Here is a 22126-nt window from a genome sequence, read left to right as displayed (position 1 = left end):
GTCAGTGACCGAGGCCGGTGGGCGTCGGCGAGGCGGTGGCCGCCGACGACGGCGGTGCGGTGCGTGGCGCGGTGCCGGGTTTGGCGACGATGAGTGCGGCGGTGGCTGTGCCGGTGGGCTTGCCGGCGCTCGCCCCGGCCGTGGGCTGCGTGCTCGGCCCGGCGGTGGTGGAGGGCCCGGCGGTGGTGGCGGACGGGGCGGACGCGGAGGCCGCAGCGGAGGCGGGCGCGGCCGTGGCGGTGGCTGACGGGGCGGCGGCGAGCCGCTGGGGCTTGCCCAGGACGCTGCCGTTGTCCTGCAGGAACGCCGGGTTTCCACCCGGCTCCATACCCAGCTGGCGGGCGCGTCCGGCCAGGGCGTCCGGTGCGGACCAGGCGGAGATCTGCTGCTGCAGGCCCTGGCGCTGGTCGGTGAGCCTGGTGGTCTGCTGCTGGAGGCGCGACAGCTGGAAGGAGCCCTGGTTCAGGGCCGTGTTGAGCATCAGCAGCGCGATCAGACCGCCGGCGAGTATCAGCACGACCAGGACCGCGAAGGGGCCGCGTCCGGCGGACCTGGCCGCCGTCCGACCGGAGGTCCGAGGTCGTCGGCGTACCGGGGACGTTCCCCCCGCGACTCTTCCGAGAGCCACCTGCATCCGCTCCTTCGCTGCCGCTCGTCCGTTTCGACCGCTCGTCCGTTTCGACCGCTCGTGCGTTCCGGCCGACCGGGCCACCGGCCACCGGAGCCACCGGCTACCTGACGGAGGCTCTGATTCTCTCCGCCGCGCGCAGCCGCACCGAGGCGGCACGGCGGTTCTCGGCGATCTCCTCCTCGGTCGCCTGCTCCGCGCCCCTGGTGAGCAGCCTCAGCCGGGGCTGGTGCTCCTCGGGGACGACGGGCAGTCCCGGCGGCGCGGTGGCGGCCGCACCCGCCGCGAAATACTGCTTGACGATCCGGTCCTCCAGCGACTGGAAGGACATCACGGCGATCCGGCCGCCGACCGCGAGCACGTCCAGTGCACCCGGGATGGCGCGTTCCAGGACCGACAGCTCGCTGTTGACCTCGATCCGCAGGGCCTGGAAGGTGCGCTTGGCCGGGTTGCCGCCGGTGCGGCGGGTGGCGGCCGGAATGGCATTGCGTACCAGTTCGACCAGACGCGCGCTGGTGCTGAACGGTTCCCTCTCGCGCTCCCGCAGGATCGCCGAAGCGATCTTCCCGGCGAAGCGCTCCTCGCCGTAGACCTTGAGGATCCGGGCCAGGTCGCCGTGCGAGTAGGTGTTGAGGACCTCGGCGGCGCTGATGCCGGTGCTCTGGTCCATGCGCATGTCGAGCGGCGCGTCGTGGGCGTAGGCGAAGCCGCGCTCGGTCTCGTCCAGTTGCATGGACGACACGCCGAGGTCAAAGAGCGCGCCCTGGATCTCGGTGATGCCGAGGTCGGCGAGCACCCGGGGGATCTCGTCGTAGACGGCGTGCACCAGCGTGGCGCGCTCCCCGAAGCGGGCGAGGCGCTCCCCCGCGAGCCGCAGTGCGACCGGGTCGCGGTCCACGGCGACCAGCCTGGCCTCGGGGAAGGCGAAGAGCATGGCCTCGCTGTGGCCGCCGAGGCCCAGTGTCCCGTCCACGACCACGGCGCCGGGCGCGGTCAGTGCGGGGGCCAGCACGTCCAGACATCGTCTGAGCATCACCGGGACGTGCCTGGTCTCGGGTCCGGTGCTCATCGGGTGCCTCTCGTAGGGCGCCCATACCGCCTGGTCCCCGCCCGCTCGCCTTGGGGAAGGGACCCTCTGCCGCCGGGGAAGGGGCGTCAGCGGGTTCGGAGCGGGTGGAGGCCGGGCCGGTACGTGCGTGTCGTGCCTGCAGATGAATCGGGCGAGCTGTGCCCTCCCCCACCTGTCCCGGGGCGGCACTCGCTCGACGTCGCGTCACTTTACTCCACGGCTCCCTCTGGTCAACCGGATGCGACGGCGCACGCCCCCTGGAGTCGTACGATGAAGCTGCAGGTCAGGGCACATCTGACGATGCGACACGGGCGCGCGCCAGGCCCGCGCGCCGCTCGCCGCGGCCTCGGCCCCGACATCGGCCCCGACATCGGCTGCCTCACGGCACGCCGAAGATCAGGCAAATGGAGTAGGCAGAGCGAGCAGGCGGACACATAGGGTGCCTGAACCGCCGCCCTGCGCGTATGCAATGCGTCACAGCGCCGTCTCGTGCCTCGGTCGAACGCGGCCGAAGGCCCCGATTCCCACTACCGTCGAAAGCATGACCATGACCCCCGACCTGCCGTCCGCCCAGGCCGCTGCGTCCGCCGAGGCTGTTCCTTCCATCATCGACAGCTTCGTCGCCCGCAACCGGGCCTACGCCGCCGCCTACCGCGACGGAGGCATGGACGCCCGCCCGGTCCAGCGGGTCGCCGTGGTCGCCTGCATGGACGCGCGCCTCGACGTCCATGCCGCGCTCGGCCTGGAACTGGGCGACTGCCATGTCATCCGCAACGCCGGCGGCGTCGTCACCGACGACACCATCCGCTCGCTGACGGTCAGCCAGCGCGCCCTGGGCACCCGCTCCATAGCGCTGATCCACCACACCGGCTGCGGCCTGCTGAACCTCACCGAGAACTTCCGGATCGAACTGGAGGACGAGGTCGGCATCCGCCCCTCCTGGGCCCTGGAGTCGTTCACCGACCTGGAGCAGGACGTGCGCCAGTCCATGGCCAGGGTCCGCACCTCCCCCTTCCTGCTGCACCACGACGACATCCGCGGCTTCGTCTTCGACGTCCACACCGGGCTGCTCCGCGAGATCCAGCCCTGATGGCGGCAGGCGGAGGAGTGCCGGCGGCACGACGGATCCGGGTGCTGCCCGCCGCCGACCGGGCAGCCTCCGCCTGGAAGAACGGCGGCGGCACCACCCGCGAGGTCGCCGCCGGGCCGGACGGCGCCGGTCTCGACGACTTCGACTGGCGGGTCAGCCTCGCCGACGTGGCCGAGGGCGGCCCGTTCTCGCGCTTCCCCGGCGTCGACCGGGTGATCACGGTGGTCGAGGGCAACGGCATGGAGCTGACCGTCGACGGCCGACCTCACCCGGTGGACCGCCGCTACCAGCCGTTCGCCTTCGCCGGCGACGCGGACACCGGCTGCCGCCTGCTCGACGGGCCCATCGTCGACTTCAACGTGATGACCCGCAGGGACCGGGTCCGTGCGACCGTCGCCATCGTCCGCGACGACCTCGCGCTGCCGTCCGAGGGAACGGTGCTGGTACTCCTTCTGGACGGCCGTGCCCGGCTGGACGATTCGGACCTGGACCAGTACGACGCCGCGCTCCTCGACGGCCCGGGGAGCACATCCCTGGTGTTGAACGGTGGTGCGGGGCTTGCCGCCGTGGTCACTCTCCGCCAGGCAACCCGTGCATAACGGACGAATAACGGGCGAATAACGGAGTCCGTGGAGTCCGAATCGTCCGGTCGAGTGACGAAGGCGGCTCCGACAGGGAACAATGCATCTGCCGTGTCGACGCACACGGAGGGGCCTGGACCGGGGACGAGGTCGCGGCCCCGTACACGGGCCAAGGAGTAGCCGGGTGACGACCTTCAACGAGCACGCCAGTCTCGACCACCAGGCCGGAGGGATGCCGCCCACGGCGGCGAGAGTGCCGCAGGGTGCGGGACTGGCCGAGCTCGGAGCCGTGGTGGAGCGGATCCGCTCCTCTGTGGAAAGCGTGCTCGAGGGCAAGCCGGACGCGGTACGGCTTGCCCTGACGGTGCTGCTCGCCGAGGGGCACCTGCTGATCGAGGACGTGCCGGGCGTCGGCAAGACGCTGCTCGCCAAGGCCCTCGCCCGTTCCGTGGACTGCACGGTGCGCCGGATCCAGTTCACTCCGGACCTGTTGCCCTCCGACATCACCGGCACCAGCGTGTTCGACCAGACCCGCCGCGACTTCGAGTTCAAGCCGGGCGCGATCTTCGCCCAGATCGTCGTGGGCGACGAGATCAACCGGGCCTCGCCGAAGACCCAGTCCGCGCTGCTGGAGTCCATGGAGGAGGGCCAGGTCACGGTCGACGGCACCAGCTACCCGCTGCCGTCGCCGTTCATGGTCGTCGCCACCCAGAACCCGGTGGAGATGGAGGGCACCTACCCGCTGCCCGAGGCCCAGCGCGACCGCTTCATGGCGCGGATCTCCATCGGCTACCCCAGCTCCGACGCCGAACTGCAGATGCTCGACGTCCACGGCGGAGCCTCACCGCTGGCCGATCTGCGGCCGGTCGCGCACGCCGACGACGTGATCAAACTGATCGACGTGGTGCGCCGGGTCCACGTGGCCGACGAGCTGCGCCGCTACGCCGTCGCCCTGGTCTCCGCCACCCGGACCTCCCCGGAGCTGCGCCTCGGCGCCTCGCCCCGGGCCACCCTGCACCTGCTGCGGGCCGCCCGCGCCGCCGCCGCCCTCGACGGACGCGAGTACGTGATCCCCGACGACCTGCAGGCGCTGGCCGTGCCGGTGCTGGCGCACCGCCTGCTGCCCACCGCCGAGACCCAGTTGGGCCGCCGCACCACCGAGCAGGTCGTACGCGACCTGGTGCTGCAGCTCCCGATCCCGCACCCGGTGCGTTGAGGTGGCGGCGAGATCCACCCTCCGTACCGGCCTCGGCGGACTGACCACCCGGGGACGGTCCTTCCTCGCGGCCGGAATCACCGCGGCGCTCTGCGCCTACCTGCTCGGGCAACCCGCACTGCTGCGGGTCGCCCTGCTGCTCTCGGCGCTCCCGCTGGCCAGCGCCGCCATGCTGCTGCGCACCCGCTACCGGGTCGCCAGCGGACGGCGGCTCAACCCCTCGCGCGCCCCGGCCGGCCAGGAGGCCCGGGTGCACCTCCGCGTCGACAACGTCTCCCGGGTCCCCACCGGTCTGCTCATGCTCGAGGACAAGGTCCCGTACGTGCTCGGCCCGCGGCCGCGCTTCGTGCTGGACCGGGTCGAGCCGCGCGGGCACCGCGAGGTGTCCTACCGGGTGCGCTCCGACCTGCGCGGACGCTATCCGCTGGGACCGCTGCAGCTACGCCTCGGCGACCCGTTCGGGCTGTGCGAGCTGACCCGCTCCTTCACCGCCGCCGACACCCTCACCGTCGTGCCGCTGGTCCAGGCGCTGCCGGCGATCAAGCTCAGCGGCGAGTGGACCGGCTACGGCGACAGCCACTCCCGCGCCGTCGCGCTGGCCGGCGAGGACGACGTGGTGCCGCGCGAATACCGGCACGGCGACGACCTGCGCCGGGTCCACTGGCGCTCCACCGCCAAGTACGGCGAGCTGATGGTGCGCCGCGAGGAGCAGCCGCTGCGCAGCCGCGCCACCGTCCTGCTGGACACCCGCGCGGCCGGGCACCGGGGCAGCGGCCCGGCATCCTCCTTCGAGTGGGCCGTCAGCGCCGCCGCCTCGCTCAGCCTGCACCTGCTGGAACGCGGCTACGCGGTACGGCTGCTCACCGACACCGGCGACGCCGTCGTCGCCGCAGGGACCAGCGGTCCCGGCTGGGCCTCCTCCGAGGCTGCCGGACTGCTGCTCGACACCCTGGCGATGGTGCAGCTCTCGGAGGGACAGACCCTCGCCCGGGCCGAGGAGGTCCTGCGGCTCGGCGGAGAGGGTCTGGTGGTGGCCCTGCTCGGGTCCCTGGACGACGAGAAACTGGCGGAGCTGTCGCGGCTGCGGCGGCGCACGGCAGCCGCGGTCGCGATCCTGCTGGACAGCTCCAGCTGGTCGCTGCTGCGCGGCATCGGCACCGAACCGGGCGGTCTCCAGTCCACCCCGGCGAGCAGCACCGAGGAGCAGGTGCGGCTGCTGCGCGAGGCCGGCTGGACAGTGCTGGCGGCCCGCTCCGGGGATTCGCTCCCCGACCTGTGGCGGCAGGCCGACCGGTCCGTGGGCGCCACCGCCCCGGGGTCGTACTGGGCAGGGAGGGACCAGGCATGAACGGCCGTACCCGTATCGCGTTCTCCGGCGCCTCGGCGACACTGCTGACGGCGCTGTGCCTGTGGCCGTTGATCACCCCCGCCGGCTGGCTGCTGCAGGCCGGTTTCCTGGTCCTGGTGGTCACCTGCGTCGGCCTCGGTCTCCGCCGGCTGCCCATGCCCCGGCCGCTGACACCGCTGCTGCAACTGCTCGTGGTCGTGCTGCTGCTGACCCTGTTCTACGTCAGCGACCAGGCCGTGCTGCACGTGCTGCCCGGGCCGAAGGCGGTCCTGGCGTTGAACGGCCTGATCCGCGACGGCATCACCGAGATGGGCCAGTACGCGCCGCCTGCCCCGGCCCGTCCGGGGCTGCAGTTGATCCTCGTCGGGGCGGTCGCGTTGATCGGCCTGCTCGTGGACGCCCTCGCCGCCACGTACCAGCGGGTCGCACTCGCCGGGCTGCCCCTGCTGGCGCTGTACTCGGTCGGCACCGGGGTGCACACCCACGGGGCGCTGTGGTTCTGGTTCCTGCTGGCGGCCTTCGGCTACCTGGCCCTGCTGATGGCCGAGGGCAAGGACCGCCTGTCCCGCTGGGGCCGGGTCTTCCACGGCACCCCCGCCACCCTGGCCGGCACCGGCGGCGGCAACCCGCTCAGCGGCACCGGCTACCGCATCGCCGCGCTGGCGGTAGCGGCCGGGCTGCTGCTGCCGCTCGGCCTGCCCTCGCTGGACACCGGACTGCTCGGGAAGTTCGGCAACAGCGGGCCCGGGCTCGGCGGCAACGGCATCATCACCGCGGTGAACCCGCTGGCGTCCCTGGCGAGCAGCCTGAAGAACCCGGCGAACCAGAACGTCATCAGCTACACCACCAGCTCCAGCACCCTGGGCGACCAGTACCTGCGGATCGTGGACCTGGACGCCTTCAACGGGGTGGCCTGGACGACCAGCTCGCACCAGGTGCAGTCGGTGCCCACACCGCTGCCCTACCCGGACGGCCTGGACCCCACCACCCCGCAGCTCGCCGTGCAGACCCGGATCACCACCTCCCCCGACTACGTCCAGCAGTGGCTGCCGATGCCCTATCCGGCGGTGTCGGTACTCACCAACGGCGACTGGAAGTACGAGCCGGAGGGCAGGACCCTGGTCGGCGCCGACCAGGCACAGACCGCGGGCGGCCTCCAGTACACCGTGAACAGCCTGGCCCTGCGGCCCGGCGCCGACCAGCTGCGCTCCGCCGCGGCGCCCCCCGCCGACATCCTCAAGTCGTACCTGGGGCTGCCCAAGGACTTCCCCGCCGTGGTCCGCAGCGACGCCGAGTCGGTGACCCAGTCCGCGGTCACGCCCTACGACAAGGCGGTGGCGCTGCAGCGCTGGTTCACCACCACCGGCGGCTTCAGCTACAACACCCAGGTCCCGGCCAACACCGGGTCCAACGCCATGGTGGACTTCCTGCGGAACCGGCAGGGCTTCTGCGTCCACTTCGCCGCCACCATGGCGGCCATGGCCCGATCGCTGGGCATTCCGGCCCGGGTGTCCATCGGGTTCACGCCCGGCACCCAGCAATCCGACGGCAGCTGGGTCGTCGGCACCAAGGACGCCCACGCCTGGCCGGAGCTGTACTTCTCCGGCGTCGGCTGGCTGCGCTTCGAGCCCACTCCCAGCCGGGGTGTCGCCCCCGACTACAGCGTGCCCAGCGCCGCCGGCGGCACAGCTCCCAGGTCAACGGCCACCGGGCAGGCCAGCACCGCTCCCACCACCAGCGCCAACGCCAACGCCGGCTGCCCGGCGGCCGAGCGGCGCGCGGGCGGCTGCCGTACCGAGGGGGCCACCGCGCAGACCGTCGCCTCGGGGCAGTCGGTGTGGCCGGGCCCGCTGGTACTGGCCGGGATCGTGATCGGGTTGCTGGTCCTGGTCCTGCTGCTGACCCCCATGCTGTGGCGACTGCGGGCCCGCCGGAGCCGGCTGCGGCGCAGGCCGCCGGGCAGCGGCGGTCCGTCCGAGCTGAGCGACCGGCAGGTGCTGGCCGCCTGGCAGGAGTTGATCGACTCGGCCTGGGACCTCGGCATTCCACCGGACCAGGCGGAGACGCCGCGCCGGACCGCCGCGAGGATCGTCGAGCTCGGTGAGTTGGAGGAACTGCCACGGGCTGCCGCCGGGCGGCTGGCTCTGGCCGCCGAGCAGGTCCTCTACGCCCCCAGGGTGGACACCCAGGTGGCGCTGCGACAGGACGTCCGGGCGGTGCGGGACGGTCTGCGCGCCTCGGTCAGCCGCGGCACGCGTACGCGCGCGCTGCTGTTCCCGCCGTCGTCGGCGCGGCTGGTCCAGAGCGCCCGCGCGGGCACTCAGGCGATCCGGCGACTGCTGAGCCGACGGCCCTGGCACCGCGAGCAGCAGTAGGCAGGGACAGAGCACGGACAGAGGAGGCGGTGGCCACCCCGAGTGGGGTGGCCACCGCCTCCTCTGTCGTTCCTGGTCCCGTCCTGGTCTACCGGCGCGCTACGCGCCCTGCTGCTCGTCGTGACGGCGCTGCCAGCGCTGCTCCATGCGGTCGACCACTCCGGTCTTGCGCCGCCGCAGCGGGGCGCCGGTGCGCGGATCGGCGACGCCGAGGCGCGGAGCCCTGCGCCACCCGGTGATGGCGAGCACGGCGCAGCCGAGCATCACCACAAAACCCACCACGCCGACCCACCAGAGCTTGGTGACCATGCCCCCCATGAGTAGGGCGACGCCCAGGACGAAGCCGACTGCGGCCAGATACACCGTCCGGCGGGTGCGGGCCCGCAGGCCCGTACCTTCAAGCGCTGTCGCGAACTTGGGGTCCTCGGCGTACAGCGCTCGCTCCATCTGCTCGAGCAGACGCTGCTCGTGCTCCGAGAGCGGCACGTCGTCCTCCTACTCTGGTCGCTCTCGCGACCACCGCCGTCCCCGTCAGGACAGACAGTCCTCCCAGGATAGGTGAGGTCAGGATAGGTGTGGAGTCCCCTCCGGGATACCCACTCCACCGCACACCGCCACTGGTTCCTGCTTGTGTTGCGTATGCCCCGACCGCAGGACTGTCATGCCTTGCTGGCTTTACCCGAATCATACGGTTCAGCGTGGGTTTTCGGGGTGCCGTGCGGCATGCGCGACACCCCCACAACGGGCGGAGCGGCGGCGATGGTTCCTGGGCTGCGCAGGGTGTCCGGACGGGAGCTACCTGAGTTCGGCGAGGACGTGCAGCTGGGTGGCGACGGCGTGGAACGCGGGCTGCTCGGCCGCAGCCTGCTCCAGGGCGAGCAGGGACTCCAGCGCCCCGGGCTCGGTGTCCACCAGGACGCCCGGGACGAGGTCGGCGAAGATCCGGACGCCGTGGACCGAGGCGACCTGGAGCCCGGCACCCTCGGCGAGGGACCGCAGTTCCTCGACCGTGAAGCGGCGCGGCATGGGGTCGTGGCCGCCCCAGCGCCCGTCCGGATCGAACAGGGCGGTCCGGGCGTCGGTGAAGTGTCCGGCGATGGCGCGGGCCAGCACCGCGCCGTTGCGGTTGGCCGCGAGCAGGCTGACCAGGCCGCCCTTGCGCAGCCCTGCGGTGAGCTGGCCGAGGGCCTCGGCGGGGTCGTCGACGACCTCGAGCACGCCGTGGCACAGCACGGCGTCGACACTGGCCGGCTCGATCAGGTCGGCGAGGGTCTGCGTGTCGCCCTGCAGGCCCTGGACCAGGTCGGTGACACCGGCCTCGGCAGCCCGCCGCTCCAGCGCGAACAGGGCGTCGGGGCTGGGGTCGACGACCGTGACCCGGTGCCCGAGGCGGGCGACGGGCACGGCGAAGTTGCCGGTGCCGCCACCGGTGTCGAGGACGTCGAGGACGGGTCGGCCCAGTTCCTCGGCGCGGCTGCCGAGGGCGGCGCGCAGAACCTCCCACACGACGGCGGTCCGGAGGGAACTGCGGGGACGCGTCGGGTACACGGGTGGGCTCCTCGGCAGAGTACGACGGAGTGCGACGGGACGCCTCCACCCTAGACCGACCGGCACATGGTGGATGGTAACCGGGTGCTGTCATCCCGTCCTGGGCATGGGCGGTTCGCCGTGCGCGGGGTTGAGCGCGATCAGCCGCTGCACGATGCGCAGGAACAGCGCGGTGTTGCGGATCAGGTCGTCGGCCTCGCGCAGGGTCGCCGCGGAGGCGATCCCGGCCTCGGCCGCGGCCCGCTTGGACGCCCCCGCCGCGTAGTAGACGGACCACTCGGCGAGTTCCGGGGCCACCTCGGGCAGGACCTCCCAGGCGCTGCGGATTCGCCGTCGCTTCCGGGGGTTCTCCTCGGGGCGTCCGCGCACGGCCAGCACCGCGGCGGATGCGCGCAGCGCCGCGAGGTGCGCGCTGGCGTAGCGTTCCAGCGCGCCCTCCATGGTCCGGGCCTGGTCGAGGCCCCGGTACGCCTGCGCCAGCAGGTCGAGCGCGGCGGGCGGGGCGCCGGCCCGGCGCAGCACGGGGTGGATGTCGGACGGCGGCCGGTAGGGCTTCGCCGCACTGCCGGTGGTACTGCTCGCGGTAGCGCCGTTCGTGGTTCCGGCCTGCAGCGGCAGCTGCAGCACCTGTGCCGTGGAGATCACCTTTTCGCTCATGGCTGTAGTCCTCCCGTTCGATTCCGGCCGATTCAGTCGGTCGTGCTCGTGAGGGTCCAGCGCCCGGCGGCGCGGTCGAAGCTGAGGTCGTAGACGCCTGCGGCGAAGCAGCGGCCGGGACTGGCCTCCACCCGCCACACCTCGCGTTCGGCGGCGTCGACGGCGGCCGGGACAGCCGGGGCGACCGGGACCGCGCGGGCCTCGCCCCGCCACGCCCCGCTCTCGATCCAGTGGCCCAGCACCTCGCGCACGGCGTAGATCCGGTCGCGCCACAGGAAGTGCGTCGGCTGGTCCTGCCCGCCCCGGACCTCGACCAGGTCGGCATGCCTTGTGTTCATCGCGGCCACCTCCGTCTCCGTTCTCCACCGCTCGCAAGCGTTCGAATTTATGTTCGAACAACCTCAGAGTAGCCCCCCACCGCAACCCCCCGTCAACGCCATATGAGCCGCGTCGGAGCCCTCACCGACATGCTGCACCCCACCACTGACAACGGCCTCGACGGTCACTGCCGCCGAGCCCGGAGCCGGTCCGCCTCCACCCGCAGTTCGGCGAGCAGCTGGGCGGCGCTGCCGGCCGTGGTGGTCCTGAGCATGGCCACACCGATCTGCCTCGCCAGCGCCGGGCCGTCGACCGGGCGGATCACGAGGTCCTCCCTGGGGTTGCCCAGGCCGAGCCGCGGCACCAGCGCAACTCCGATGCCCGCGGCGACAAAGCCCTGCAGCACGCCGTAGTCGTCGGTACGCATGACGTGGACCGGTTCAAAACCCTCCTGTGCGCAGGCCCAGGTGAGCAGGCGGTCGCAGGGGTCCCAGTCGGTGGTTCCCATGATCCAGCCGTCCTCCCGGAGGGCGCCGAGCGGTACCCGTTCGAGTCCCGCCTGCGGGTGGTCCGCGGGGAGCACCAGCATCAGCGGATCCTCCAGCAGCGGGTGGACGGCGAACTCCTCGTCCAGGTCCAAGCGGTCTCCCGGCTGGGAGAACACCAGGGCGACGTGCAGCTCCCTGGACCGGAGCCCGGCCAGCAGGGTGGGGAGCTCGCCCTCACGGAGGCTGACATGGACCCCTCGCTGGTGCAGCCTCCGGACGGCCGGCGGGAGCAGCAGGGCGCCGGCCGTGGGAAACGTGCCGACGCGAAGGGACGCGCTGCCGCGGCTGACCATGCCGCGCACCTCCTGCTCGGCGAGCCGCACGCGTTCCAGCACCGCCTCCGCGTGCGGGAGCAGCGACTCCCCGACCTCGGTCAGGGTCGCCCCGCGCGGGCCCCGGTGGAACAGCGGCGCACCGAAGTGGGATTCGAGCGTGGCGAGGTGGTAGGTGATGGTCGGCTGGGTGTGACGGAGCGCACGCGCCGCGCCCGCGAGAGAACCCTCGCGGGCGATGGCGCGCAGGACCTGGAGATGGCGCAGCTCGAGCATGGGATATAGAAATTCTCTTGAGAGAGCCAGAGAAACAGAGCGTTCCCCTTATCATCCCCGCTTGCGACGCTGCTGGACGTGACCAACCGAACCGCTCGCACCCCCCAGCAGCGTGCCCCCTACGCCGAAGCCCTCAGCTCCTACGCCGAGGAGGACTGGCTGCGGCTGAACGTCCCCGGACACGCCGCCGACCCGACCCGCTTCGGCGCCCTCGCCGAACTGGTCGGCGACGCGCCGCTGCGCCTGGACGTGCCCCCGCTGGTGGACGGGATCGACCTCGGGGCGGACAACCCGATGGACCAGGCGCTCGACCTCGCCGCACAGGCCTGGGGCGCCCGCCGGACCTGGTTCCTCACCAACGGAGCCTCCCAGGGGAACCGCATGGCGACCCTGGTCGCCCGGTCCCTGGGCGACACCCTGGTCGTCCAGCGCAGCGTGCACTCCAGCGTGGTCGACGGACTGGTGCTCTCAGGTCTGCGTGCCGCCTTCGTCCATCCCTCCGTCGACTCCGCCCTCGGCATCGCGCACGGCGTGACACCGGCCGATCTCGCCGAGACCGTCGCCGCGCACCCGGACGCGGCCGCCGCCTACGTGGTGACGCCCAGTTACTTCGGCGCGGTCGCCGACGTCCGCGCCCTGGCCGACGTCGCCCACGCCGCCGGAATCCCGCTCATCGTCGACGAGGCATGGGGGTCGCACTTCGGCTTCCATCCGGAGCTCCCCGGCAACGCGCTCGCCCAGGGCGCCGACCTGGTGATCTCCAGCACCCACAAGCTGGCCGGGAGCCTCACCCAGTCCGCCATGCTGCACCTCGGCGAGGGGCCGTTCGGCGAGGTGCTCGAACCGCTGATCCAGCGGGTCTTCCACCTGACCCAGTCCACCAGCGCCAGCGCGCTGCTGCTGGCCTCGCTGGATGTGGCCCGGCAGACACTGGTGAACGGCCGCGACCGGATCGCCGCCTCGCTCGACTCGGCCGACAAGCTGCGCTCCGCCGTCCGTTCCGGCGACCGATTCGCCGTGGTCAGCGACGGGTTCGAGCGATTCCCTGACATCGTCGCCGCGGACCCGCTGCGGGTGCCGATCGACACCCGGGCCGGCGGCATCACCGGCCACGAAGCCCGTCGGCGGCTGATGCAGGACCACCGGATCATGGTCGAGGTCGCCACGGACTCGGCGATCGTCGCGGTCGTCGGCGCCGGCGCCGCACCGCAGTCCGACCGCTTCGTCGAGGCCCTGCACGCACTCCCGGCCCCGCTCGGCGAACGGGCAGCGCCGAGCCGACTGCGACTGCCTACACCCGGACCGATGCGGATGACCACCCGCGAGGCGTTCCTGGCACCGAGCCGGGCGGTGCCCGCGTACGAGGCGATCGGCCGCGTCAGCGCCGACACCCTCGCGGCCTACCCGCCGGGCATCCCCAACGTGCTGCCCGGCGAGGTGATCACCGCCGAGCTGGTCGACTTCCTCCAGCGCACCGTCGCTGCACCCCACGGCCACGTCCGCGGCGCCAACGACCCGCAGGTGACGACCATGCGGGTGGTCGAGGACCCGCCCCGCGCAGGAGATCCGCGAGACCTTCGCCACACGCGCTGAGGGGTCGTCACCTCCCAGAACCGGCTCGCCTGCGCGTTTGCCCGAACTGCCGACCGCCGGCAATCCGAGGCCCGGTTTCATCCCTTCTGAGGAGGGCTAGGATTTGAACTGACCAGTCAGTCTAAAAGTCCAAAGGGGGGCAGGTTCTCATGGGGGACCTCACCGAGGGAGCCGCCGTCACCGCCGAAGCCCTGGGGCTCCGCGGGCCGCGCGGGTGGGTGTACCGGGGTGTCGCGCTGGAGGCCGAGCCCGGAACGCTGGCCGTCCTCGCCGGTCCGGCCGGCTCGGGCCGCACCTCGCTGCTGCTCACGCTCGGCGGACGGATGAAGCCCGGCGAGGGCCACGCCGCCATCGCCGGGCTGCGCCTGCCTCAGCAGGCCGCCGCCGTACGCAGGTTGGCCGCCCTCGGGCCGGTCCCCGGAGTCAACGACCTGGAGGGCACGCTCACCGTCGCCGAGCACCTGCGCGAGCGGCGGCTGCTGCACTTCTCCCGCCGCACGCCGCGCCGCAGCGTCGACCAGGTCCTCGGACTGACCGGGCTGGCCGCCGACGGTCTCCCCGGCGGACTGGGCACGCCCGTCCGCACCCTGGATCCGTTGCAGGCGCTTCGGCTGTCCACCGCACTCGCCCTGCTCGGCCGACCGCGCCTGCTGTGTGTGGACGACGCGGAGGAACGGCTGTCCGCCGAGGACCGCGAGGCCGCCTGGATCCTGCTGCGCGCCGTCGCCGACAGCGGCACCACCGTCCTGGCCACCGCCCTCGACGCCCCCGACCATGCCGACGTGACCGTACGACTGGAGTCCGCCGATGCGCACGCCTGATCTCCGCCGACTGCATGGGCACAGCCTCGGCCTGGCCCGGCTGGAGCTGCGCCGGTTCTACCGGGGCAGGCTCCCCCGCGCCGCCCTGGTGGCACTGCTGCTGCTCCCGCTGCTCTACGGCGCCCTCTACCTCTGGTCGTTCTGGAATCCGTACGGCCACCTGGACCGGCTGCCCGTCGCCCTGGTCAACGAGGACCGGCCGGTCACCGTCCAGGGCCGGCGCATCGACGCGGGCAGGCAGCTCAGCGACAACCTGATCCAACGCCGGATCTTCGGGTGGGACACCGTCAGCCCCGCCGAGGCCGCCAAGGGAGTCGCCTCGGGGAAGTACTACCTGTCGCTCACCATCCCCGCGTCCTTCAGCCAGGACATCGCCAGCAGTGACAGTGACCACCCCGCTGACGGCCAACTCCAGGTCGAGACGAACGACTCCAACAACTACATCGTCGGCCAGATCTCCCGCTCCGTCTTCGACGAGATCCGCGCCGCCACCTCCACCCAGGCCTCGCACGGCTTCTACGACCAGGTCTTCGTCGGCTTCTCCGGCATCCACGACCGGACCGTGACAGCCGCGGACGGAGCCGACAAGCTCACCTCCGGCACCCAGCAGGCGGAGCGGAGCGCGGGGCAGCTGGCCGACGGCACGAACAACGCCCGTAGCGGCGCCCAACAGCTCGCCACGGGTCTCGACCAGGCGGCCCAGGGCAGCGCCGAGCTCGCCAAGGGCCTCGGCACACTCGACCACGGCGCCGGCCAACTGGCCTCCGGTGCACAGCAGGCCGCTTCCGGCACCCAGCAACTCGCGGACGCCGTCGACCCGGTGGCCGCGAACCTCTCCCCACTGCTGCACGAGCACCCGCAGCTGATCAGTGCCTCCGCGACCCTGGTCGCGACCAGCGCCCAGCAGATCGCGGACAACCTCGGCAAGCTGCCCGCTGCCACCGACCAGGCCCTCGCCGACGCCCGGGACGCCGCACAACAGCTCGACAGCCTCTATGCCAAGCAGTGCGGCACCGGCACCGGCACCGGCACAGGCGCAGGCACCGGCACCGGCAGCGACCTCGACACGCTCGACTGCACCCGGTTGCGCCAGGCCGACCAGGCGGCCCAGCGGGTCGTCGCCGTCGCCGTGCGGCTCGACACGACCGTCCACCAACTCACCCCCGAGCTGGACTCGCTCGCCAGGGACGCACAGCGGGTCGCCGCTCTCGCCAAGCCGCTCGAACAGCCCGGCCTCGCCACGAAGTTCGACGCGGCCGTAGCCCGGATCGACCAGCTGAACAGCGGCGTGCACCGGCTCGCGACCAGTTCCGCCGCCCTGCAGCAGGGCGCCGGACAGGCGATGACCAGCGCGGACACCCTCGCCGGCGGCCTGACCACCCTCGACGGCGGCGCACGCACCCTCGCCGGCGGCCTGTACCGGCTGTCCGACGGCGCGCAGCAGCTCGACACCGGCCTCGGTACCCTCGCAGGCGGCTCCGGGCGGCTCGCCGGCGGCCTGCACGACGGTGCCGGGCAGATCCCGGACTTCACCGCGGCCCAGCGCGACGCGCGCGCCGGCGCCATGAGCGACCCGGTGCAGCTCGCCCGCAACAAGCTCAACCCCACGCCCGACTACGGCACCGGTTTCGCCCCGTACTTCATCCCGCTCGCGCTCTGGGTCGGCGCGATGGTCGGCTACATGCTGCTGCGCCCGCTCAGCAACCGCGCCCTGTCCGCGAACACCCCCGCCTGGCGGGCGGCGTTCGCGGGGTGGCTGCCGGTTGCCGGGATCGGGCTGCTCCAGGCGGCAGCGCTGATGGCGGTGTTGTGCTGGGGTCTCGGACTGCACCTGGTGCACGCGGCCGGGGTGTGCGGCTTCCTGGCGCTGACCGTGCTCTGCTTCTCCTCGGTCACCCAGTGGCTGAACGCCCGCTTCGGGCCGGCCGGACGGCTGCTGGCGCTGGCCCTGCTGATGCTGCAGCTCACCTCGGCCGGGGGGACCTACCCGGTGGAGACCAGTCCCGGTTTCTTCGGCGCGATCCACCCCTACCTGCCCATGAGCTACGTCGTCGCCGGGCTGCGGCGGCTGGTCAGCGGCGGCGACCTGACGGCGGTGTGGACCGGCAGCGCCGTGCTGTTGGCCTTCACGGTCGGCGCACTGGCGCTCACCACGCTCACCGCTCACCGCCGCCAGCTGTGGACGGTCGGCCGGCTCCACCCGGAGCTGACGCTGTGACGGCCCATACCCCGGCTCCGGTCGCGCGGCACAATGTCGCCATGACCACCAGTTCCCGCCGATCGGCGACGCGCCAGAAGCTGTACGAGGCCGCGGTGACCCTCATCGCCGAGCAGGGCTTCTCCGCGACCACTGTGGACGAGATCGCCGAGCGGGCCGGGGTCGCCAAGGGCACCGTCTACTACAACTTCGCCAGCAAGTCGGACCTGTTCGAGGAACTGCTGCGGCACGGCATCGGCCTGCTCACGGTGGCGCTGCGCGAGGCGGGGGAGGGACTGAGCGGTCTGGAATCCCTGGACGCCATGGCCCGGGCGGGCCTGGAGTTCATCCGGACCTATCCCTCCTTCGCCCAGCTCTTCGTCGCCGAGACCTGGCGCACCAACCGGGCCTGGCACGACACGCTGCGGCTGATGCGGGAGGAGACGGTCTCGGTGGTGGCGGCGGTGCTGGCGGAGGCGGTCGCGGCCGGGGAGCTGCCGTCGGACCTGGACGTGCAGCTGACTGCCTCCGCGGTGTTCGGGATGGTCCTGGTCGTCGCCCTGGACTGGCTGGCATTCCAGCCGGAGCGCAGCCTGGACGACATCCACGGCGGGCTCAGCCGGCTGCTGCGGGCTCGCATGCCTGCGTGACCTGCGGGGCCTGCTCGGCCTGGGAGCCGTGCGCGGCCTGGGAGCCGTGCGCGGCCTGCGGGGCGGGGGCGACCGGTTCGGCCGCGGCTCCGCGCTCCGCGACGGTGAACAGCGGCAGGAAGACCTGCACCAGCGGGCCGATGGCCAGCGCGTACGCGACCGTGCCGACGCCGACGCTGCCGCCCATCAGCAGGCCCACGACCAGGACGGTGATCTCGATGGTGGTGCGGACCAGCCGGACCGAGCGCCCGGTGCGACGGCAGAAGCCGGTCATCAGGCCGTCCCGGGGGCCAGGACCGAACCGGGCGCCGATGTAGAGGCCGCCCGCGATGCCGTTGAGGACGATGCCCGCGGCCAGCACGGCGATCCGGAGCGGCAGCCCGTGCAGGGTGGGGATCAGCGACAGCGCGGCGTCCACGGACAGTCCGATGACGAAGACGTTGCTGACGGTGCCGAGCCCGGGGCGCTGCCGCAGCGGTATCCACAGCAGGAGCACGGCCGCACCGACGATCATGGTGACGGTGCCGAAGGAGAGCCCGACATGCCGGGTCAGGCCCTGGTGGAAGACGTCCCAAGGGTCGAGCCCCAGCGCGGCGCGGATCTGCAGCGCCATGCTGGCCCCGTACAGCGTGAGGCCGACATAGAGCTGAACGAGTCGGCGGGTCATGACTGCGGCGCCGGAGTTCATCGAGGCGGTCCCCCCTGGTTGTCGTCGGCGATTGTCGTCGGCCCTTGGATTCGGTGGAGCCTGATGCCAGTCTGGACAGTATTGGACTGCTCATCCAGAGCCAATCGAGGAAAGGTGGACTGGTCGTGAGCACACGCTCCTCGATCGGCGCGGCACAGCTCGACCGCGCGCTGGGCGGCTGGAACCAGGGGCGGGAGGCCGCGTACCGGTCGCTGGCCGGGTCGCTGCGCACCCTCGTCCTGGACGGCCGGGTGCCGGTGGAGACCCGGCTGCCGGCCGAGCGGGAGCTGTCCGCCGTGCTCGGCGTCAGCCGCACCACGGTCGCCGCGGCGTACGAACTCCTGCGCGACGAGGGCTTCCTGGCGAGCCGTCGGGGCTCGGGCAGCTGGACGGCGCTTCCGGCGGGTCGGCCGATGCCGGTGGCGGGGCTGTCGCCGTTCCCCACCGACCGGGGCGGTGTGATTGACCTCGGGGTGGCCGCACTCTCGGCGGCCGAGCCGTGGATCACCACGGCGATGACGGCGGCGCTCGCCGAACTCCCTGCCTACACCCGCACCCACGGCGACTTCCCGACGGGGCTGCAGGTGCTCCGCGAGGCGGTCGCCGAGCGCTTCGCGCAGCGCGGCCTGCCGACCGCACCCGAGCAGATCATGATCACCACGGGCGCGGCCGGGGCACTGTCGCTGCTGCTGCGGGCCCTGGTCGGGCCGGCGGACCGGATCGCGGTGGAGTCCCCCAGCTACGCGAACGCCCTGCAGGCGATCCGCTTCCACAGCGCCCGCGCGGTGCCGGTCCCACTGGACGAGGACGGCTGGTCGCTGGACGCCTGGGCCCGTGCGCTGCGCGAGGCGGCGCCGTCCCTGGCGTACGTCATCCCCGACTTCCAGAACCCGACCGGCCTGCTGATGCCGGACCAGCAGCGTCGCGAGCTGGTGGCCCTGGCTCGCGCCACCGGCACCCAGCTCGTGGTGGACGAGACAATGGTGGAGCTGGCGCTGGACGACTCGGCGCCGGCTCCGCTTCCGCTCGCCGCGTTCGACCGGAGCGGCAGCGTGATCACCATCGGCTCGGCGGGGAAGACCTTCTGGGGCGGTCTGCGGATCGGCTGGATCCGGGCGGCGCCGGAGCTGATCCGGCGAATCGCCGCGGACCGGGCCAGCCTGGACGTGTGCTCGCCGGTGATGGAACAGCTGGCGGTGCGTCATCTGCTGGTGGAGTGCCTGCCCGAGGTGCTGGCCTTCCAGCGCGGGCGGGTGCGCGAGCAGCGGGACGTGCTGATGGCCGCGGTACGGGAGGAGCTGCCCGACTGGACGTTCCGGGTGCCGCAGGGCGGCCTGTCGCTGTGGGTGCGGACGGAGGACGGCGGCCTGGGCGGCAGCGCGCTGGCCGCGTCGGCGCAGGGCTTCGGGGTGTGGATCGGTTCCGGCCCGCGCTTTGGTGTGGACGGTGTGCTGGAGCGCTTCGTGCGGCTGCCGTTCGCGCAGCCGCCGGACGTGTCGAGGGAGGCGGTGCGACGGCTGGCCGCCGCGCGGGCGGCAGGGTCCGCCTCGGCCGTTCCGGCGGAGTTCTCGCTGCTCTGAAGGCCGGACCGGGACGTGCAGGAGCCGGGGCCCGCGACAGAGGACAACGCGCAAGGGACGGCGTCTGCGTCCCGGCGGATCCCCTCCGCCGGCGTGCAGGCACCGCCCCTTGCGCCCCCCGGTTCCCCCGGATCCCCCCAGATCCCCCTGCGTGGCGGCGTGTTCGTGCCGCCCTGGCCGGCCACCTGCTCCGCCGCCCCGTGTCGGCGGTGCAGTGCCGGGCCAGTCGTACGGCTCGCGGTCGCCAGCCCCCGTCGGGCGCACTCGTTGCTCCCCAGGAGGAGCCCCCCGTGTGCGTCCGCAACCGGTGACCGCTTGCCTTCTCCGAGTGGCGGACCCTGCGGGCCTTGCGGCCCCGGGCCCTTCCCGGTGACCCATACTCTGCCCTTTGTGCAGGTGGCGGGGTATCCGCACTGCTACTCAACCACTCGGATGGGTACGTCTGAGTACCCGTACTCAGAGATCATCCGCACCGGCGGGGCCCTTGTCGGTGGTGTCCGCTACGGTGTCCGTGCTGCGGCGCAGAGCGCCGCACCGTACGCACACTGGGGCAGAGGGGGGCCACCGTGTCCATCGTTCCGTTGATCTTCACCAGTGGCTGGGCGAGCGGCGTGAACTCCTACGCCGTGGTCCTGCTGCTGGGACTGTTCGGCCGCTTCGACCACGTCAGCTCGGTGCCACCGGCGCTGGAGCGCACCGACGTGCTGCTCGTGGCGGCGGCGCTGTTCCTGGTCGAGGCGGTCGCCGACAAGATCCCCTATGTGGACTCCGCGTGGGACGCGATCCACACGGTGATCCGGCCGATCGCGGGAGCCGTCGTGGCCGCGCTGCTGGCGGGCCACGCCCACGACTCGCTGGGCACACTGGCGGCGGGCGCGATGGGCGGCACCACCGCCCTGGCCAGCCATCTGGTCAAGGCGAGCCTGCGGATGGGGGTCAACACCTCGCCGGAACCGTTCAGCAACATCATCGTCAGCCTGCTGGAGGACCTGTCGGTCGCCGGTCTGGTCACCCTGGCTCTGTTCCATCCGGTGCCCGCCGCGATCATCGCGGGCACGCTACTGCTGATCGGCATACTGCTGGTGGGCTTCACCCTCTCCCGCATCCGCCGCTTCTGGATCCGTCGCCGCGAGCGACGGGCCCTGCGGGCTACGGCCGGTCGGCGCGTGGACGCCCGTGTGGGCGGATGACCGCGACGATCACCAGCAGGGCCGCGAGGAGGAACACCGCAGCGACACCCATCGCAGCGGAGACCCCGTGCGCGAACAGTTCGTGCGGCGTCCGTCCCGCCGGGTGTCGGGTCGCCGAGCTGAAGACCGTGAGCAGCACGGCTGTTCCCAGCGCCCCGCCGGCCTGCTGCATGGTCTGCAGGGTTCCTGACGCCGCGCCGGCCTCCTGCGGGCGCACCCCGGCGAGGATGGTCAGGCTGAGCGGGACCATGGTGAATCCCGCGCCCACACCGAAGAGCAGCATCGGTACCAGGATGCCGGGGGCGTAGGCGGTGCTCGCGCCGACCCGGGTGAGCAGCAGCAGGCCCGTCAGCAGGAACAGCGGGCCGGTGAACAGGAACGGCCTGGTGCCGTACCTGGGGACCAGCCGGGGTGCGAGCCTGGCCCCGACGAAGATCAGCACCGCCAGCGGCAGGAAGGCGAAGCCGGTGCGCAGCGGGCTGTAGCCGAGGACGTTCTGCAGGTACTGGGTGATGAAGAAGAACATGCCGAACATGGCGGCCGGCGTCAGCAGCATGGCCAGGTAGCCGCCACCCCTCACCCGCTGGGTGAGGAGGTGCAGCGGCAGCAGCGGCTGGGCGGTGCGGGCCTCCAGCGCGACGAAGCCCGCGAGCAGCAGGACGGCCGCAGCGAAGCAGCCGAGGGTGGAGCCGGCGCCCCAGCCTGCGGTGGCGGCCCGGATGAAGGCGTAGACGAGGGTGCCGGTACCGAGCGTCGCCGTGATCGCACCGGCCAGGTCGAGACGACTGGAGTGCCGCTCGGGCTCGCGGATGAACCGCGGAGCGAGCAGAACCACGGCCAGACCGAACGGGACGTTGATGAACATCACCGAGCGCCAGGAGAAGTACGAGGTCAGGACCCCGCCGAGAATCATGCCCACGGCTGCCCCACCGGCGGACATGCTGGAGAACAGGCCGATGGCGCGGGCCCGTTGGGTCGGCTCCTGGTAGGTGCTGACGATGAGGGAGAGGGTGTTCGGCGCCGCGATGGCGGCACCGATCCCCTGGGCGGCGCGGGACGCGAGCAGCAGGCCGGGCGAGTCGGCCAGACCGCCGAGGAGCGAGGCGAGGGTGAACAGCGCGATGCCCGCGACGAGCAGGCGGCGCCGGCCGAGGATGTCGCCGGCCCGGCCGCCCAGCAGCAGTAGACCGCCGAAGGCGAGCAGGTAGATGTTCTGCACCCAGGAGAGCCCCGCGGCGGAGAAGTGCAGGGAGTGCTGGATGCCCGGGAGGGCGATGGAGACCACGGTGGCGTCGAGGATCACCATGAGCTGGCAGGCCAGGATCACGGCGAGAGCGGCACCGGCACGCGGCGGGCGTGGCGCCCCTGGCGGTCGCACCGGTTCTCGGCCGCGTTGAGCGGTGCGTGCGGCTTCGCTCCGGGTGCGGCTCGGGGCGATGATGTTCTCGGACATGGCTCTCCTGCTGGGTCATGACGAAGGA

The 22126-nt window shown here is 72.5% G+C and carries 20 protein-coding genes; 11 read left to right on the top strand and 9 right to left on the bottom strand.

What is annotated here, in order from left to right; translation table 11 throughout:
- Position 1 precedes the first annotated feature (1 nt).
- Positions 2-628: a hypothetical protein gene (locus ABIA33_RS08720; RefSeq protein ID WP_370078937.1), complete on the bottom strand. Its 627-nt coding sequence runs from the start codon at positions 626-628 to the stop codon at positions 2-4.
- A 103-nt stretch (positions 629-731) separates the two neighbouring features.
- Positions 732-1697, bottom strand: coding sequence for a 16S rRNA (cytosine(1402)-N(4))-methyltransferase RsmH (gene rsmH, locus ABIA33_RS08715; protein ID WP_370078935.1), 966 nt, complete (start codon positions 1695-1697; stop codon positions 732-734).
- 541 nt (positions 1698-2238) lie between these two features.
- On the opposite strand from rsmH, the gene ABIA33_RS08710 reads away from it, so the two are divergent.
- From ABIA33_RS08710 to ABIA33_RS08690, 5 genes are all read left to right on the top strand, one after another.
- On the top strand, positions 2239-2787 hold the full coding sequence (locus tag ABIA33_RS08710) for a beta-class carbonic anhydrase (protein WP_370078933.1): 549 nt from the start codon (positions 2239-2241) through the stop codon (positions 2785-2787).
- Positions 2787-3386, top strand: coding sequence for a HutD family protein (locus ABIA33_RS08705; protein ID WP_370078931.1), 600 nt, complete (start codon positions 2787-2789; stop codon positions 3384-3386). Before ABIA33_RS08710 ends, ABIA33_RS08705 begins: the two co-directional genes overlap by 1 nt.
- Before the next feature lie 214 nt (positions 3387-3600).
- Positions 3601-4584, top strand: a complete 984-nt coding sequence (locus tag ABIA33_RS08700) for an AAA family ATPase (RefSeq protein WP_370079068.1) — start codon at positions 3601-3603, stop codon at positions 4582-4584.
- A 1-nt stretch (position 4585) separates the two neighbouring features.
- A complete protein-coding gene (locus tag ABIA33_RS08695) occupies positions 4586-5932 on the top strand; it encodes a DUF58 domain-containing protein (protein WP_370078929.1) in 1347 nt (448 codons plus the stop codon).
- Positions 5929-8307 carry a transglutaminaseTgpA domain-containing protein gene (locus tag ABIA33_RS08690; RefSeq protein WP_370078927.1) on the top strand — a complete coding sequence of 793 codons (2379 nt, stop codon included), beginning with the start codon at positions 5929-5931 and terminating at the stop codon, positions 8305-8307. The genes ABIA33_RS08695 and ABIA33_RS08690 overlap by 4 nt, the downstream gene beginning before the upstream one ends.
- A 99-nt stretch (positions 8308-8406) precedes the next feature.
- On the opposite strand, the gene ABIA33_RS08685 is transcribed toward ABIA33_RS08690, so the two are convergent.
- From ABIA33_RS08685 to ABIA33_RS08665, 5 genes are all read right to left on the bottom strand, one after another.
- Entirely contained in the window at positions 8407-8793 is a 387-nt protein-coding gene (locus ABIA33_RS08685; protein WP_370078925.1) for a DUF3040 domain-containing protein, read from the bottom strand.
- Between the two features lie 309 nt (positions 8794-9102).
- The gene (locus tag ABIA33_RS08680) at positions 9103-9855 is read right to left on the bottom strand and encodes a methyltransferase domain-containing protein (protein WP_370078923.1); all 753 of its coding nucleotides are present in this window, start codon (positions 9853-9855) and stop codon (positions 9103-9105) included.
- A 90-nt stretch (positions 9856-9945) separates the two neighbouring features.
- Positions 9946-10512 (bottom strand): SAV_6107 family HEPN domain-containing protein, encoded by a 567-nt coding sequence (locus ABIA33_RS08675; protein WP_370078921.1) that lies wholly within the window; start codon positions 10510-10512, stop codon positions 9946-9948.
- 32 nt (positions 10513-10544) lie between these two features.
- Positions 10545-10850, bottom strand: a complete 306-nt coding sequence (locus tag ABIA33_RS08670; protein WP_370078919.1) for a DUF6504 family protein — start codon at positions 10848-10850, stop codon at positions 10545-10547.
- Between the two features lie 164 nt (positions 10851-11014).
- Positions 11015-11926 carry a LysR family transcriptional regulator gene (locus ABIA33_RS08665; protein WP_370078917.1) on the bottom strand — a complete coding sequence of 304 codons (912 nt, stop codon included), beginning with the start codon at positions 11924-11926 and terminating at the stop codon, positions 11015-11017.
- A gap of 78 nt (positions 11927-12004) precedes the next feature.
- Between ABIA33_RS08665 and ABIA33_RS08660 the strand changes: the two genes are divergently transcribed.
- From ABIA33_RS08660 to ABIA33_RS08645, 4 genes are all read left to right on the top strand, one after another.
- Positions 12005-13519, top strand: coding sequence for an aminotransferase class I/II-fold pyridoxal phosphate-dependent enzyme (locus ABIA33_RS08660; RefSeq protein WP_370078914.1), 1515 nt, complete (start codon positions 12005-12007; stop codon positions 13517-13519).
- A gap of 149 nt (positions 13520-13668) precedes the next feature.
- Positions 13669-14340 carry an ATP-binding cassette domain-containing protein gene (locus ABIA33_RS08655; RefSeq protein ID WP_370078912.1) on the top strand — a complete coding sequence of 224 codons (672 nt, stop codon included), beginning with the start codon at positions 13669-13671 and terminating at the stop codon, positions 14338-14340.
- Positions 14327-16558 (top strand): YhgE/Pip family protein, encoded by a 2232-nt coding sequence (locus tag ABIA33_RS08650; protein ID WP_370078910.1) that lies wholly within the window; start codon positions 14327-14329, stop codon positions 16556-16558. Before ABIA33_RS08655 ends, ABIA33_RS08650 begins: the two co-directional genes overlap by 14 nt.
- Before the next feature lie 41 nt (positions 16559-16599).
- Positions 16600-17187 carry a TetR/AcrR family transcriptional regulator gene (locus ABIA33_RS08645; protein ID WP_370078908.1) on the top strand — a complete coding sequence of 196 codons (588 nt, stop codon included), beginning with the start codon at positions 16600-16602 and terminating at the stop codon, positions 17185-17187.
- Here the strand turns inward: ABIA33_RS08645 and ABIA33_RS08640 are convergent.
- On the bottom strand, positions 17153-17875 hold the full coding sequence (locus ABIA33_RS08640; RefSeq protein WP_370078906.1) for a YitT family protein: 723 nt from the start codon (positions 17873-17875) through the stop codon (positions 17153-17155). The two genes, ABIA33_RS08645 and ABIA33_RS08640, sit on opposite strands and share 35 nt — an antisense overlap.
- Positions 17876-18000: 125 nt before the next feature.
- Between ABIA33_RS08640 and ABIA33_RS08635 the strand changes: the two genes are divergently transcribed.
- Together ABIA33_RS08635 and ABIA33_RS08630 are read left to right on the top strand one after the other, a co-directional pair.
- Positions 18001-19455 (top strand): PLP-dependent aminotransferase family protein, encoded by a 1455-nt coding sequence (locus ABIA33_RS08635; protein ID WP_370078904.1) that lies wholly within the window; start codon positions 18001-18003, stop codon positions 19453-19455.
- A 566-nt stretch (positions 19456-20021) separates the two neighbouring features.
- On the top strand, positions 20022-20645 hold the full coding sequence (locus ABIA33_RS08630; RefSeq protein ID WP_370078902.1) for a DUF4126 domain-containing protein: 624 nt from the start codon (positions 20022-20024) through the stop codon (positions 20643-20645).
- Here ABIA33_RS08630 and ABIA33_RS08625 read toward each other — a convergent pair.
- Positions 20605-22098, bottom strand: coding sequence for an MFS transporter (locus ABIA33_RS08625; protein ID WP_370078900.1), 1494 nt, complete (start codon positions 22096-22098; stop codon positions 20605-20607). The two genes, ABIA33_RS08630 and ABIA33_RS08625, sit on opposite strands and share 41 nt — an antisense overlap.
- Between the last annotated feature and the right edge of the window lie 28 nt (positions 22099-22126).

The organism is Streptacidiphilus sp. MAP12-16 (assembly GCF_041262165.1).
In the GTDB taxonomy this organism is placed as follows: Bacteria; Actinomycetota; Actinomycetes; order Streptomycetales; family Streptomycetaceae; genus Streptacidiphilus.
Note: the sequence above shows the minus strand (reverse complement) of the source record. Positions and strands in the feature narration are given on the sequence as shown.